At 65.5% G+C, this 14,163-nt stretch carries 18 protein-coding genes; 7 read left to right on the top strand and 11 right to left on the bottom strand.

Annotation, left to right across the window (positions count from 1 at the left end):
* Window positions 1–81: 81 nt before the first annotated feature.
* The 5 genes from ACXAG6_RS18320 (at window position 82) to ACXAG6_RS18300 (ending at window position 5,601) form a co-directional block, all read left to right on the top strand.
* Window positions 82–420, top strand: coding sequence for an ArsR/SmtB family transcription factor (locus ACXAG6_RS18320; RefSeq protein WP_475339316.1), 339 nt, complete (start codon window positions 82–84; stop codon window positions 418–420).
* Window positions 413–1,450, top strand: coding sequence for a permease (locus ACXAG6_RS18315; protein WP_475339518.1), 1,038 nt, complete (start codon window positions 413–415; stop codon window positions 1,448–1,450). Before ACXAG6_RS18320 ends, ACXAG6_RS18315 begins: the two co-directional genes overlap by 8 nt.
* Window positions 1,451–1,594: 144 nt before the next feature.
* Entirely contained in the window at window positions 1,595–2,842 is a 1,248-nt protein-coding gene (locus ACXAG6_RS18310; RefSeq protein WP_140015587.1) for a Na+/H+ antiporter NhaA, read from the top strand.
* Window positions 2,843–3,101: 259 nt separating this feature from the next.
* A complete protein-coding gene (locus ACXAG6_RS18305; protein ID WP_140015586.1) occupies window positions 3,102–3,761 on the top strand; it encodes an ABC transporter ATP-binding protein in 660 nt (219 codons plus the stop codon).
* On the top strand, window positions 3,739–5,601 hold the full coding sequence (locus tag ACXAG6_RS18300) for a KpsE/RkpR family capsule polysaccharide export protein (RefSeq protein WP_475339314.1): 1,863 nt from the start codon (window positions 3,739–3,741) through the stop codon (window positions 5,599–5,601). Before ACXAG6_RS18305 ends, ACXAG6_RS18300 begins: the two co-directional genes overlap by 23 nt.
* 259 nt (window positions 5,602–5,860) lie before the next feature.
* On the opposite strand, the gene rnhA is transcribed toward ACXAG6_RS18300, so the two are convergent.
* The 11 genes from rnhA to ACXAG6_RS18245 all read right to left on the bottom strand — a co-directional run bounded on the left by rnhA (window position 5,861) and on the right by ACXAG6_RS18245 (window position 12,965).
* Entirely contained in the window at window positions 5,861–6,310 is a 450-nt protein-coding gene (gene rnhA / locus ACXAG6_RS18295; protein ID WP_140015584.1) for a ribonuclease HI, read from the bottom strand.
* A 5-nt stretch (window positions 6,311–6,315) separates the two neighbouring features.
* Window positions 6,316–6,963 (bottom strand): CDP-alcohol phosphatidyltransferase family protein, encoded by a 648-nt coding sequence (locus tag ACXAG6_RS18290; protein ID WP_475339313.1) that lies wholly within the window; start codon window positions 6,961–6,963, stop codon window positions 6,316–6,318.
* On the bottom strand, window positions 6,956–7,324 hold the full coding sequence (locus ACXAG6_RS18285; protein ID WP_475339311.1) for a hypothetical protein: 369 nt from the start codon (window positions 7,322–7,324) through the stop codon (window positions 6,956–6,958). The genes ACXAG6_RS18290 and ACXAG6_RS18285 overlap by 8 nt, the downstream gene beginning before the upstream one ends.
* Window positions 7,324–8,274 carry a phosphatidate cytidylyltransferase gene (locus tag ACXAG6_RS18280; RefSeq protein ID WP_475339310.1) on the bottom strand — a complete coding sequence of 317 codons (951 nt, stop codon included), beginning with the start codon at window positions 8,272–8,274 and terminating at the stop codon, window positions 7,324–7,326. The genes ACXAG6_RS18285 and ACXAG6_RS18280 overlap by 1 nt, the downstream gene beginning before the upstream one ends.
* Window positions 8,271–8,966, bottom strand: coding sequence for a lysophospholipid acyltransferase family protein (locus ACXAG6_RS18275; protein WP_475339309.1), 696 nt, complete (start codon window positions 8,964–8,966; stop codon window positions 8,271–8,273). The genes ACXAG6_RS18280 and ACXAG6_RS18275 overlap by 4 nt, the downstream gene beginning before the upstream one ends.
* A 10-nt stretch (window positions 8,967–8,976) precedes the next feature.
* Window positions 8,977–9,591, bottom strand: coding sequence for a class I SAM-dependent methyltransferase (locus ACXAG6_RS18270; protein ID WP_475339307.1), 615 nt, complete (start codon window positions 9,589–9,591; stop codon window positions 8,977–8,979).
* Window positions 9,588–10,193 (bottom strand): LysE family translocator, encoded by a 606-nt coding sequence (locus ACXAG6_RS18265; protein WP_475339306.1) that lies wholly within the window; start codon window positions 10,191–10,193, stop codon window positions 9,588–9,590. Before ACXAG6_RS18265 ends, ACXAG6_RS18270 begins: the two co-directional genes overlap by 4 nt.
* A 5-nt stretch (window positions 10,194–10,198) precedes the next feature.
* Window positions 10,199–10,696, bottom strand: coding sequence for a hypothetical protein (locus ACXAG6_RS18260; RefSeq protein ID WP_475339304.1), 498 nt, complete (start codon window positions 10,694–10,696; stop codon window positions 10,199–10,201).
* A gap of 43 nt (window positions 10,697–10,739) precedes the next feature.
* Entirely contained in the window at window positions 10,740–11,240 is a 501-nt protein-coding gene (locus ACXAG6_RS18255; RefSeq protein WP_475339303.1) for a hypothetical protein, read from the bottom strand.
* Window positions 11,241–11,319: 79 nt separating this feature from the next.
* Complete coding sequence (gene ispH, locus ACXAG6_RS18250) at window positions 11,320–12,270, bottom strand: 4-hydroxy-3-methylbut-2-enyl diphosphate reductase (protein ID WP_475339302.1); 951 nt, start codon at window positions 12,268–12,270, stop codon at window positions 11,320–11,322.
* 116 nt (window positions 12,271–12,386) lie between these two features.
* Window positions 12,387–12,965 (bottom strand): LabA-like NYN domain-containing protein, encoded by a 579-nt coding sequence (locus ACXAG6_RS18245; protein ID WP_140015574.1) that lies wholly within the window; start codon window positions 12,963–12,965, stop codon window positions 12,387–12,389.
* A 133-nt stretch (window positions 12,966–13,098) separates the two neighbouring features.
* Between ACXAG6_RS18245 and folK the strand changes: the two genes are divergently transcribed.
* Both folK and rpoZ read left to right on the top strand, forming a co-directional pair.
* Complete coding sequence (gene folK / locus ACXAG6_RS18240) at window positions 13,099–13,665, top strand: 2-amino-4-hydroxy-6-hydroxymethyldihydropteridine diphosphokinase (RefSeq protein WP_475339301.1); 567 nt, start codon at window positions 13,099–13,101, stop codon at window positions 13,663–13,665.
* A 124-nt stretch (window positions 13,666–13,789) separates the two neighbouring features.
* Window positions 13,790–14,143, top strand: coding sequence for a DNA-directed RNA polymerase subunit omega (gene rpoZ / locus ACXAG6_RS18235; protein WP_140015572.1), 354 nt, complete (start codon window positions 13,790–13,792; stop codon window positions 14,141–14,143).
* Window positions 14,144–14,163: the final 20 nt, after the last annotated feature.

The raw sequence follows: 14,163 nt of genomic DNA, 5'->3' as shown, positions 1-14,163 counted from the left end.
CCTTCGAGGCGCCCTCGCCCATGTTTCGATGGTTTTCGAAATATCTTGCGCGGTGTGAGTCCGTTCGATATTTCTAGAATCATGAAAACGACTCATGCAGATGATCTCTCGCTCGCCACCGCCGCCTCCACCTTCGCGGCGCTTGGCTCCGAGCAGCGCCTTGCCGTGTTGCGCAGCCTCGTTCGGGCCGGGCCGGGTGGGCTGCGCATTGGCGAGCTGGGCGAGCGCACCGGCGTCACCGGCTCCACGCTGACACATCACATGAAGATCCTCACCGCCGCTGGGCTTGTGCGGCAGGAAAAGCAGGGCCGCAGCATCATTTGCGCCGCCGTCGCCTACTCCGAAGTCCGCGCCCTCACCGATTTCCTTCTTGCCGAATGTTGCGCCGATGCGCCCGATGGAGACCATTCTCATGGCTGACCTCACCCAATCGCCCCGCCCCTCGCTCGGGGCCCTTTGGAAGCGCACCCCCAAGGCATGGCTGGCCTCTCTGCTAATTGTGCTCGCTGTGGCGCTGTTTGATACGCCGCAGGTGCTGCCAACGGTGCAATTTGCGCTGAACGCCCTGCTGCATACCGCGCCCTTCATCCTCTTCGCCGTTCTCGCCGTCGCGTGGCTCAAGGCTACGGGGGCCGAAAGCCTGCTGGCCCGCGCCTTTGAGGGCAACCAGAGCCGGATGATCGTGATGGCGGCCCTGCTCGGCGGGTTGTCGCCGTTCTGCTCCTGCGAGGTGATCCCCTTCATCGCCGCCTTGCTCGCCGTGGGTGCGCCGCTTGGCGCGGTCATGGCCTTCTGGCTGGCCTCGCCGTTGATGGACCCGGCGATGTTTTCGATCACCGCGGGCACGCTGGGGCTGGAATTTGCCTTGGCCAAGACGCTCGCCGCCGTTGGCCTTGGCCTGATGGGGGGCTACCTGACGATGGCCTTCGCCAAATCCCCCGTCTTTGCCGATCCGCTCCGCCCGAAGAAGACCTGCGGCTCCTGCTGCGGCAGCGACAAGCCCTTTGAGGGCAAGCCCGTTTGGCGGTTTTGGAACGAAGCTCCGCGCCGCGAGGCCTTCCGCGAAACGGCGCTGGAAAATGGCCTGTTTCTTTTCAAATGGCTGCTGCTGGCTTATTTGCTGGAGAGCCTGATGCTCACCTATGTGCCCGCCGAGATGATCGGGGCGGTGCTGGGCGGCGAGGGGCTGGGGCCGATCCTGCTGGGCGCGCTTGTGGGGGCACCGGCTTACCTCAACGGTTATGCCGCCGTGCCGCTGATCGACGCGCTGCTGGCGCAGGGCATGAGCCAAGGCGCGGCGATGGCCTTTGTCATTGCCGGGGGCGTCTCCTGCATCCCCGCCGCCGTGGCCGTCTGGGCGCTGGTGAAGCCCCGGGTCTTTGCGGCTTACCTTGGATTTGCCTTCGTTGGCGCGGTGTTGGCGGGGATGGCCTGGGGTGCCTTCGCCTGAGGCAAAGAGGCATGGCGTTGCCTTGTCGCGCCCGGCCCTGAGCCTGCCATGCGCGGCAGCGCACAGATGAGCGCCTGCCCGCCCGGTTGCCCCTCCTTTCCGATTTGCGTATCTGGGGGAAACGCTGCGGCAGAGGGGTGAGGCATGTATCGCGTCTGGAATTTCGTCACGAACTATTCGCTCTTGCTCATTGCGGGCGCGATCATCGCTCTGATCTGGGCCAATATTAACGCCGACAGCTACCACCACTTCGTGGAATTCGTGATCTGGGATCACGCGCCCATCGGCCACATGCATGATGGACACCGCACGCTGACGCTGCACTACCTCGTCAATGATGTGCTCATGGCTTTCTTCTTTGCCATCGCGGCCAAGGAAGTTTGGGAGGCGGTGATCCTCGAGAACGGGAGCCTGCGCGGCAAGAAGGCGGCCACGCCGCTGATCGCCACCGTGGGCGGCATGGTTGGGCCGATCTCGGTTTACCTCGGTATCGCCTATTTCCTTGGCTCCGAGACCTATAGCGCCGTGGCCAACGGCTGGGCTATCCCCACGGCAACCGACATCGCCTTCTCCTATCTCGTGGGCCGCATGGTGTTTGGCGCGGGCCACCCGGCGGTGCGCTTCCTGCTGCTGCTCGCGATTGCAGATGATGCGGCGGGCCTCATCATCCTTGCCATCTTCTACCCCTCGGGAGAGCTTGCTCCGGAGTGGCTGCTGCTTTCGCTGGCCGCTGCCGTGGCCGTGTTCATCCTGTGCAACTGGCTGCCCCGCAAGCTCGACGCGGGCAATCAGGACCGGCCCAAATCCACCTGGATGGCCTCGACCCTCAGTGTTTGGCCCTATCTGCTGGCGGGCTGCGTCAGCTGGTATGGCTTTCAGGAGGCGGGCATCCACCCGGCGCTGGGCCTGCTGCCCATCGTGCCCACGTTGCCCCACGCCGACCGCGCCTTTGGTATCTTTTCGGAGGCCGAGCAGTATCTTTCGGACCTGCTCAACAAGGCCGAGCACATGCTGAAGCATCCGGTGGAGGTGATCCTGTTCTTCTTCGGCCTGCTGAACGCGGGCGTGGAGTTCAACGCCATCGGCGAAGCCACTTGGCTGGTGCTGGCGGGGCTGATCATCGGCAAGCCGGTGGGGATCTTCCTGATGGGCTGGATCGCTGCCTATCCGATGAAGCTGGGGCTGCCTGCAGGCATGCGCTCGATCGACCTTGTGGTGATCGGCTTCGTTGCGGCCATCGGCTTTACCGTGTCGCTCTTCGTGGCCTCCGTCGCCTTCCCCGGCGGGCCGGTGCAGGACGCCGCCAAGATGGGCGCACTCTTCAGCTTTGGCGCAGCGGTGCTGTCGCTGCTCGCGGGCAAGTTGACGAGGGTGGAAAAGCAGGAAGGCTGAGGGCGGCACAGCCGCGGCAGCGCGCCTGCCGGGCTGCCTGCCTTGTCGGATAGGCTGACGGTTGTTTCAAAGGTGGTGTAAGTGCCGCCGGATTCGCCGCGTTGCCTCCCGCTGCGCCACAGTTGCGTCACAATCTGCCGCAGGGCCGTTGAAAACCTGACGTTAGGGGCGACATATTGCTGCCTAACTGCAAACCTATACCGATGTATTAACCAAACACCGGCTAAGGTGTAGAAACGAGCAGTGGCAAAGGCAACGGATGCTGGAATTCTCCAACGTCAGCAAGTCCTTCTGGACCGGGAAGCAGCGCAAGGTGATCCTTGATCGCGTGTCTTTTCGTGTTGAACTGGGCAATTCGCTTGGCATCCTCGCCCCCAACGGCACCGGCAAGACCACGCTGATCAACATGATGGCGGGGCTGGAAAAACCCGATGAGGGCGAGATTCGCCGGGGTTGCCGCATCTCCTTTCCGCTCGGGTTCATGGGGGGCGTCGTCAACCGGCACACCGGCACCGAGAACGCCCGCTATATCGCCCGGCTCTACGGGCTTGATCCCGATTATGTGGAGGCCTTCGGGCGCTGGCTTTGCGGGATCGAAGAATATTTTGACATGCCGGTCGGCACCTACAGCCAGGGGATGCGCGCGCGCTTTTGCTTTGCGCTGATGCTGGCGCTCGATTTTGATATGTATCTGATCGACGAGGGCATGCCCTCGACAACGGATGTTGAGTTTAACCGCCGTGCGGGGTCGATCCTGCGGGAGCGGCTGAAAGATACCACTGTTATTATCGTCTCCCACCAGCCCGGCACGCTTGAAAAGTTCTGCCGCTCGGCAGCGGTGCTGCGGGATGGGCAGTTCCACATGTTTGAAACGCTGGAAGAAGCAAAGAGGCTCTATGACTACCAAGCCCAAGGCTAGCAAATTCCGCATCCGGCGTGACGGCCCGTTGACCCCCGGCCAGGCCATGGCGGCCACCGAGGGCGCGACGGCGCGCAAGGTTTCCCCGCCGCCAGTAGAGGAAAAGCCCGTGGCCGCAACCGCGCCGGCGCCTGAGGCCCAGCAGGAGCAGGCGAAGGGTGCCAAGGCCGAAGATGTAACCCTGCGCGAGCCCGGCAAGGCGAAGGATGAAGACGTGGCCATGATGGAGGCCGCCTCGCCCGAGATGCATGACGATGGCTTTGGCCCCGACATGATGCCAACCGCTGCCGCCGCCAAAAAGGGCAAGGCGGGACAGACGCCTGCCCAGAGCGGCGAGGTTGCCTCTGCCCAATCCGCCCAGAGCGAACAGACCATTGCCGACATCCGCAAAGAGGGGCTGACCGGGCGCCAGCTGCGCATGGCCCGCCGGGTGGCGCAAAAGCACGGGCTGGCCCCGACCTCCGATTTCGACGCGGTCAAACAGCTGCGCGACCGGGGCATTGATCCGTTTCAGCGCTCCGCCATGCTGGAGCTGGTGCAGAACAACGCCAAGGCCCAAGGCCAAGGCAACGGCAACGGCGGTGGGGCTACCCCCAATCTGCCGCAGGTCGCACGCCAGCAGGGCCCCGGCACCTCCGTGGCCGTGCCTCAGGATGCGCCGGTGCCCAGCCCTGCGCTCAACACCGCCGAGCAGCGCGCCAACGAGATTGGCCGCATCCAGCAAGACATCACCCGCCGCCGCCGCCGCAAATCCTTGCTGCTCTTCACCCGGCTGGCCTTCTTTGTGCTGCTGCCTGCCTTCATCGCGGGCTGGTACTACTACGTGCTGGCCACGCCGCTCTATGCCACCAAGTCCGAGTTCCTGATTCAACAGGCCGAATCCGGCGCCGCTGCGGGCCTTGGCGGGCTGTTCCAGGGCACCACTCTTGCCACCCAGCAAGACAGCACGACGGTGCAAAGCTACCTCTCCTCCCGCGCCGCGATGAAGCGGCTGGACGCCGAGCATGGCTTCAAGATCCACTTCGAGCAGCCGTTCATCGACCCGATCCAGAGGCTGGAAAGCGGTGCAACCGACGAGGCCGCCTATCGGCTGTATCAGCGCAACGTGAAAATCGGCTACGACCCGTCCGAGGGCATCCTCAAGATGGAGGTCATCGCCGCCAGCCCCGAAAAGAGCCAGGAGTTCTCTGAGGCGCTTCTGGGCTACGCCGAAGAGCAGATTGACCAGCTCACCCAGCGCCTGCGGGAAGACCAGATGAAGGGCGCGCGTGAAAGTTTTGACGAGGCTGAGGCGAAGGTGCTTGCCGCGCAAAAACGGGTGCTGGAGCTGCAAGAGCAGCTTGGCGTGCTCGACCCGGTGAGCGAATCCGGCTCACTGATGAGCCAGATCACCCAGTTTGAGCTGGAGCTGCGCCAGAAGGAGCTCGACCTTCAGCAGCAACTCTCCAACACCCGCCCCAATCAGGCCCGCGTCCGGGCGCTGGAGGGCGATATCTCACGGCTCAAGGCGCTTGTCGCAGAGTTGCGCTCCTCGATGACCCAGACGACCGATACCGGCGCGTCTTTGGCCCGCATCACCGGTGAGCTGCGCATTGCCGAGGCCGATCTGGCCACCCGGCAGTTGCTGCTCCAGCAAGCCGCCGCCCAGCTTGAGACTGCCCGGATCGAGGCCAACCGGCAGGTGCGTTATCTCTCGCTTGGCGTTGCACCGATTGCGCCCGACGAGGCCACCTATCCGCGTGCCTTCGAAAACACCGCCCTCGCGCTGCTGATCTTTGCCGGGATCTACCTGATGATCTCGCTCACCGCCTCGGTGCTGCGTGAACAGGTTGCGGGCTAACGCCCAAGGGGCGGCGCCCATTGCGCGCCGCCCGCTCGTCCGCCTGACGTTATGCCATCGGCCCGCAGCATTGCGTCTTTCGGTGTGCCATGGCGTGGATGTTCCGGGGGCGGGAGCGGCCTGAAGGGGCATTCTCGACAGGGTGCCATCGTGCAGGGCGCCGCACCGCTTGTACACGGTGCTGAGGCAGCCATCCCATCACGCTGTCAAACTCTGCAAGAGTGCGCGTGCAGGCCTGCTTGCGGCCAGCCAAATGTGCCTATTTGAACGGCTTCATCCCGGCGCGTGCCAGCTCATCCGCGCGCTCGTTTTCGGGGTGCCCGGCGTGGCCTTTGACCCATTGCCACGTTACCCGATGCCGCCGGTTGGCCTCATCGAGACGCTGCCAGAGTTCGACGTTTTTTACCGGCTTCTTCGAGGCGGTCTTCCAGCCGTTGCGCTTCCAGCCATGCACCCATCCGGTGACGCCGTTCTTCACATAGGCCGAGTCTGTGACCACGGTGATCTCGGTATCGCGCGAGAGCGATTCCAGCGCCGAAATGGCGGCCATCAGCTCCATCCGGTTGTTGGTGGTCTGCGCCTCGCCGCCCGAGAGCTCGCGCTCCTTCACCACCGCGTCGCCCTCCTTGGCTTGCAGCAGCACGCCCCAGCCACCGGGGCCGGGATTTCCGGAGCAGGCTCCGTCGGTATAGGCATAAAGGTCTGGCATGGGCGCTATGTGCCCGGGTCGCGCGGCAGAGACAAGGCCCGGATCATGCGGATTGCCCGGCGCAGGGCGGTGAATGCGGTGCCGAGGGCGACGAGCCAGAGCACGGCGAAGAGCGCCCAGCCCGACCCCCAGATCAAAACCTCCACCGCGCCCAACACGCAGCCCGCTGTCACCGCCGCTATCCGGTGCGGCTTGGCCATTGGCCCGCAAAAGTCGGCCGCCAGCCCCTCGGCCCGGCCCAGCTCGCGGATATAGGCCGTGGCCACCGCAAAGGCGCCTGCAAGGCAGCCAAGCCAGGGCAGCCCGCAGGCCAGCCCCAGCCCGGCCAGAATGAGCACATCTGCCACCCGGTCTGGCGCCTCGTTCCAAAACGGCCCCGTCGGCCCGCCCTTGCCGCCCTCCAGCGCCACCATCCCATCGAGCAGGTTGGCGATGAGGCGGAGTTGGCAGAACAGCGCAGCTGCGAAGAGCAGCAAGGCTGCGATGAGCGGCCCGGCGGGGCGGGTGAGCCAGAGGCAGGCGAAGGCCAGCGCGGCAAAGAGCATGGAGCTGGCGGAAATCTGGTTGGGCGTCACCGAAGAGGCCGCCAGCCGCCGTGCCGCGGCCTGCGCCCAGCCCGCTGAGCGGGCGGCGATGGGGCGGCGCTCAGCCACGCGACCAGAGCCTGTAGGTGTAGAGCATGGCATAGAGCGTCGCCACGGTGGTGGGCACGGTCAGCGTGGCCAGCACTTCGGGCGTGCCGGCGAGGCTGTGGATGGTGAAGAGCAGCACGAAGGAGATTGCGCAGCACACCAGCGGCGGCCCCACCAGCCCGGCCACCCCCGGCAGACGTGGCACCAGCGCCTCCTGCACCCGCTTTAGCCCGTAGGTGATGGCCGCCGTCATCGCGCCCTGCACCAGTGCGGCCACCAGCGGCGCGGGCATCGGGTGACCGGAGTTGGCGTAAAACGCCCAGCCGCCCATCAGCGCGGCCCCTGCGGCGGTATGGACCAATGACGAATCCGCCAGCCCCATCAGACTGCTGACCAGTAGTAGCGCACGAGATGAAAGAAGATCGGCGCGGCGAAGACGACCGAGTCCATCCGGTCGATGAAGCCGCCGTGCCCGGCAATCAGGTGGCCCCAGTCCTTCACCCCCCGGTCGCGCTTGATGGCCGACAGCACCAGCCCGCCGAAGAAGCCCATGAGCGTGACGGCCAGCGCCATGCCAAGTGCCTGCCAGGGCGAGAACGGGGTGATCCAGTAGAGCGCGGTGCCGATCAGCGAGGCCGAGGCCACGCCCCCCACCAGCCCTTCCCATGTCTTGGAGGGCGAGACGGTGGGTGCCACCTTGGTGCGCCCCACCAGCTTGCCCCATGTGTATTGCAGCACGTCCGAGATTTGCACCACGATCACCAGCCAAGCGATCAGCAGCACCTCGCGCCCCTCGAAGCCCTCGATCCGCAGCGTCAGCAGGGCGGGCACGTGGCTCACGCAATAGACACAGATCATCAGCGCCCATTGGGTTTCTGCGATGCGAATGAACACGTCGCGCGTGTCGCCATGCAGCACCGCGACGACCGGCAGCAGCAGGAAGGCGTAGACCGGCACGAAGATCGAATAGAAGCCATACCACTCGTCCCAGACCAGCCAGAACTGCACCGGCAGCACCACGAAGAACGCGCCGAACAGCGCCCAATGGTCGGCGGCGCGCTTGGTGGTTAGCGTCAGCACCTCGCGCAGAGCGGCGAAGGAGATCAGCGCGAAGAGCACGATCACCCCGGCCTTTCCGGCCAGAAAGGCGAGGCCGAGAAGCGCCGCCATGCCCCACCACGCATCAATCCGCGCGTTCAGGTTTTCAATGCCGGGGTTGGAGCGGTCGGGCGCGACATAGGCCCGCAAGACCCGGCCGATGAAGGTGGCCAGCACCAGAACGCAGAGGGTGCCGAAGAGCAGCTTCAGCAGGTCGGCACTCGCGGCACTCATGCGCTGCCCTCCGGCGCTTCGCCCGATGTTACCTGCGGCCCGGCGGCGGGTTTCAGCGCCAGCATCGCCGCGCCCGCCCGCTCCAAGAACTCTTCCCGGCTCTCGCCCGGGCGCACCCGGATCGGCGCGCCAAAGCTGACGGTGCAGAGCAGCGGCACCGGCACCAGCTTGCCCTTGGGCAGCACGCGGTTGAGGTTCTCGATCCAGACCGGAACCATCTCGACCTCTTCGCGCTGCGAGGAGATGTTGTAGATACCCGATTTTAGCGGCAGCAGCGGCACGTCCGGGTCCATGTTTCGCTTGCCCTCGGGGAAGATGATGAGGCTGTCGCCCGCGTCGACTGCCTCCATGATCTTGTCCATCGGGTTCACATCGCGCCCCTCTTCGCCGCGATAGATCAGCACGGTGTTGAACACGTCACGCCCGATGAAGCTGCGCCAGCCATTCGTCAGCCAGTAGTCCGCCGCTGCCACGGCACGGGTGCGGCGGCGCAGGCGCGAGGGCAGGGCCGTCCAGATCAGCACGAAATCCCCGTTGGATGTGTGATTGGCGAAGTACACGCGCTGCACCGGCACCGGCTCGCAGCCCTCCCAGATGCCGCGCACGGCGGTGACCAGCCATGCGAAAAACACGATCGCATGGCCCATGGTCTTGGCGGCAAAGGCGCGGGCGGCGGTGGTGAGCTTGTCCATGCCGGGGAGCCTAACCCGTTGTCGCGGCGCCGGGAATAGCCTGCGCAAGGATGCAGATAAAGTCATCCACCCGCCCCGAAAGCCCCTTGCCGCGCGACACCCGCCGCGCCCGCGGAACGAAGCCCGCCGCAGCCAGGAGCCCATCCAGCTCGGTTTCGCCGTAGTAGCAATAGAAGCGCCCGATGCTGTCGGGCCCTTCGCCCTCTCCCAGCTTCATGCCGAGATGCAGCCAGCCGTCCGGCTTCAGCGCCCGGTGCAGGCGGGCGAGGTGGCCGGGGAAATCGGCGCGCGGGGCGTGGAGCAGGGAGAAATTGGCCCAGATGCCATCGTAGCAGGCCTCGCCTTCGACCTCCTCGAACCGGGCCTGCCGCGCGGTGACGCCCGGTATCGCCCCGGCGCGCGCGACCATCTCGGCAGAGCCGTCGAGCGCCTCGACCTTGAAGCCCTGCTCGGCCATGACGGCAGCCGAGGCACCGGGGCCGCAGCCCAGATCGAGCACGCGGGCACCGAGCCGCAGGTGCGACAGGAAGGCCTCCAGATCCTTGCGCTCCTTCACCGCGACGCTCATCGCCACGTAGTCCTCCACCCGCGCGTCGTAGACGGCGAGCGTGTCTTCGGGGTTCATGCCCGCTCGAAGGCCAGCTTGAGGCCCAGCGCCGCGAAGGAGGCCGCAAAGGCGCGGCGCAGCCAGGCCATCGCCCGCTCGGAGGCCAACACGCGGGCGCGCATGGTGCCCGCCAGCACCGCGTAGAGCGCAAAGACGGCGAAGGTCATCACCACGAAGGCGAGGCCAAGCTGCACCAGTTGCGCCGTGGCATTGGCGCCGGGGGTGATGAACTGCGGCAGGAAGGCCACGAAGAAGATCGGGATCTTGGGGTTGAGGATGTTGAGCGTGATGCCCCGCCGCACGATCCGCAGTGCCGCGCCGGGCGTTTCCGCCTTCACGTCGAGCGTGCCCTTGCCGTTCAGCGTGCCCCAGGCCATCCACAGCAGGTAGGCCACGCCGGCCCATTTGATCGCCTGGAATAGCAGCGCCGAGGTGTGAAGCACGGCGGCCAGCCCGGCCATGGCGGCGGCGAGGTGCACCACGGTGGCCAGCGTGCAGCCGATCACCGCGAAGGCCCCTGCACGCCAGCCGCCGCCCAGCGTCATCGACAGGGTGTAGACCACCCCGATGCCGGGCGCGAGGCAGACGAGGAAGGCGGTGACGAGGAAGGCAAGGGTCATGAAGGCTACTTTCGTTTCAACAGTTTGTCGGCATCGCGGTTCACGCGACGAAACTCACGGATTGGCACGGCGGCGCGGATCGCATCGTAGACCGGCTTCATCCGGGCGGCATCGGCGGGGCTGACGAAGGGCGGCAGTTTCAGCCCATCGCTGCCCACGCCCCAAACCCACCCGGCCCGCGCCTCGCCATAGCTCTTGGGCGCGGGCAGCGCACGCGGAGGCCGCGCTGCCAAGCCGCTGCGCTCAACCGCCGCGTCTATGGCATAAACCTTTTCCCGGTCCGCCTCGGCAAGTCGCGTCACGCAATCGTCCTTATCCGGGCCACGGCAAGCCATGAGCATCACGCTCGAATCCGAGTAGACCTCGAAGTAGAAGCCCTTGAAGCCGGGTTCGGTCGGTCGGGTGTTTTCATGCAGGTATCTGGCAACGAGCGCGGGGGCCTCGGCGAGGGCCTCGACGGGTGCGAGAAGGAGGAGGCAAAGGAACAAACGAAAACAGGCCATGGCCAACCCTGCCCCAGCCCGCGCGATGCGAAAAGAGAAATCCCTACTTCCCGGCCTTCTTGTCCGCCTCGGCGTTCACCGCCTTGCGGGCTGCCTCAGGCACCTCTGCGTCAAGTGCCGCGAGCAGGGCGTCCACCCGCGCGGCGTCCGCGCGGGCAGGCAGTGCGATGGCCGCGTAGGTCGCGCCGCCCAGCACCACCTCACCCCAGGCCAGCCCGCCGCCGATGGGGGGCTCCGGGTTTTTCTTGGCAGGCGTTTCCGCCAGCCCCGAGGCCCGCGCCGCCGCCGCGATCCGCTCTGCCGCGCCGGGCTTCGTTGCGGCATCAAGGCTCACGCAGCCCTCTTCACCATAGCCACGGCAGGCCGTCAGGCGCACCTGCCCCTCACGGCTGAACACCGCCTTGAACTCCTCGCGGTGGGGCGGGGGAAGGCTGCCGTTGTCATAGCCGTAGGTGGCAAAAAACTCGCCCTGAGGCCCTTCCGGCTCGGCTTGAACGCAGGCGGCGGTGGCACAGAAGGTCAGCAATAAGGGAATATGTCTCATGCGGCGCAGAGTGGCGGGATAGCCCGGCGCTGTCACATGAAATTTCGCTGAAGACTTTGACCGGCGCCGAAAAACCGCCTCAGGCCGGTTCGCGCAGCACCCGGGGCACCTTGAACTCGACGCGCTCCTGCGCGGTTTCCACCATCTCCACCGTCACCTCGTAACGGCTGCGGAACGCGTCGATCACCTCTTCGATCAGCACTTCGGGGGCAGAGGCACCGGCGGTGACGCCGACAGAGCCGATGCCCTCCAGCGCCCGCCAGTCGATGTCACTCGCGCGTTGCACAAGCTGGGCATAGCCGCAGCCCGCGCGGCCCGCCACCTCGACCAACCGCCGCGAGTTGGAGGAGTTCGGCGCGCCCACCACCAGCAGTGCATCGGCGCGGGGAGCGATGGCCTTCACCGCCTCTTGCCGGTTGGTGGTGGCATAGCAGATGTCTTCTTTATGCGGCCCGACGATGGCCGGAAAGCGGGCTTTGAGCGCGGCGACGATCTCGGCGGTGTCATCCACCGAAAGCGTGGTTTGGGTGACAAACGCCAGCTTCTCCGGGTCGCGCACCTCCAGTGCCGCCACGTCCTCGGGCACCTCAACCAGCAGCACCTCGCCCTCGGGGAGCTGGCCCATGGTGCCTACCGTCTCTGGGTGGCCCGCATGGCCGATCATCACCATCTGCAAGCCGTTCTCGGCGTGGCGCTCGGCCTCGATATGCACCTTGCTGACCAGCGGGCAGGTGGCATCGACAAAGATCATCTCGCGCTTGGCGGCTTCGGCGGGCACCGCCTTGGGCACCCCGTGGGCCGAGAAGATCACCGGGCGGTCGTCCGGGCATTCCTCCAGCTCTTCAACAAACACCGCGCCCTTCTCGCGCAGCCCGTCCACCACGTATTTGTTGTGCACGATCTCGTGGCGCACGTAGACAGGCGCCCCCCATTTCTCCAGCGCCATCTCGACGATCTTGATCGCCCGGTCGACACCGGCGCAAAAGCCGCGCGGAGCGGCGAGGAGAAGAGTGAGGGGCGGTTTGGTCATGCTGCTAGAGGTAGGGCAGGGTCGGGGCGAGGTAAACCCACAGCTGCGCGGCAAAAGGCCCGCCACAACGGGCGGGCCTTGAACCGTAGGGTGGGCAATCTGCCCGCCGCCGTGGGTCAATCGCGGGCGGTCAGCTCCTCTGCGCCCGCAGGCTCGGGGCGCGGCTCGCGTGGCGGGCGGCCGATCACGTCTTTCAGCTCGTCCAGCTCGATGAAGTTGTCGGCCTGACGGCGCAGTTCATCGGCGATCATCGGCGGCTGGCTGCGGATCGTGCTCACGACCGACACGCGCACGCCCTGGCGTTGCAGCGATTCAACCAGCGGGCGGAAATCGCCGTCGCCGGAGAACAGCACGATGTGATCGACATGGGGAGCCAGCTCCATCGCATCGACGGTCAGCTCGATGTCCATGTTGCCCTTCACCTTCCGGCGGCCCTGACTATCAACGTATTCCTTGGCGGCCTTGGTCACCATCGAGAAGCCGTTGTAGTGCAGCCAGTCCACCAGCGGGCGGATCGGCGAATACTCGTCGTTCTCCAGCAGGGCGGTGTAGTAGAAGGCGCGCAGCAGCTTGCCACGGCGCATGAATTCCTGACGGAGGAGCTTGTAGTCGATGTCAAAGCCCAGCGCCTTGGCGGCGGCATATAAATTTGAACCATCAATAAACAGAGCGAGGCGCTCATCACGGTAGAACATCAAATACCCTTTCTGTATATGGGCCCGGAACTCCCCGTGTGTGGTGGTGGTGGGAGGGGAAAGAGTGGAGTTTTCCCGAGACCGTAGCGGAAAATAGTGTAAAAAAAGTCGGTCGCAACCCTCCTAGTGTCATATGACAGTCACAAATGCTCTTATTGCCGCCGGGTCAAACGCAACGTCACCTGCGGGTCACCCAAATGTAACGATCCTGTCGGCGCTTTCCGCCCTCAATCACGATTCGTTTGCGATAGTGGCAAAAAGCCGCCTCTTTGAGACCCCTGCATTTCCGCAGGGGTCAGGTCCGGATTTTGTGAATACCACTGTCCTGGTTGAAACCACGATGTCTCCCGAGGCGGTTCTGGCGCATCTGCACGCCGTCGAGGCGGCGCACGGGCGGGTGCGCAACAAGCGGTGGGGCCCGCGCACGCTGGACCTCGACCTGATCGGCTGGGGCGATGCGGTGCGCCCCGACCGGCCCACATGGCGGCGCTGGGCGGGGCTTTCTGCCGTCAGCGCCGCGCGAGAAACCCCGCAAGAGCTGATCCTGCCGCATCCCCGGCTGGCCGAGCGCGCCTTTGTGCTGGTGCCCTTGTTGGACATTGCCCCGGATTGGACACACCCCGTGACCGGCCTTTCGGTGGCGCAAATGGCGGCGGCGCTGCCGCAAAAGGCACGAGATGAGATCAAACCCCTGTCATAGTGCCGCAATGCCCTGCAAAACCGGGGCCTGCTCCTTCAAAACCGGCCCCCGCCCCCTTGCCATCGCCCCATAGCCCCGTTAAGTAGCGGCCTTCACTGCCCAACCCTCCCTGCAGGAGATATCCATGGCCCGCGTCACCGTTGAAGATTGCGTCGATAAAGTCCCCAACCGCTTCGAGCTTGTCATGCTCGCCGCGCACCGGGCTCGTGAGATTGCCGCAGGTGGCAGCATCACCATCGAGCGCGACAACGACAAGAACCCGGTTGTCTCGCTGCGCGAGATCGCCGAGGAGACCCAGCAGGCCGATGATCTGCGCGAGCGCATGATCGAGAGCTATCAGACCCAGATTGAGGTTGATGAGCCCGAGGATGATGCAATGGCGCTGCTGATGGGTGCCGAGCAGGACAAGCCCGCCGACGACGACATGTCGGAAGAGAAGCTCCTCCGCGCCCTGATGGAAGCGCAGGAACAGAAGTAACCTCAAACCAAGGGCGACAG

The organism is Vannielia sp. ABF1_015, assembly GCF_056160745.1.
This window is presented reverse-complemented; position numbering and strand designations above follow the sequence as displayed.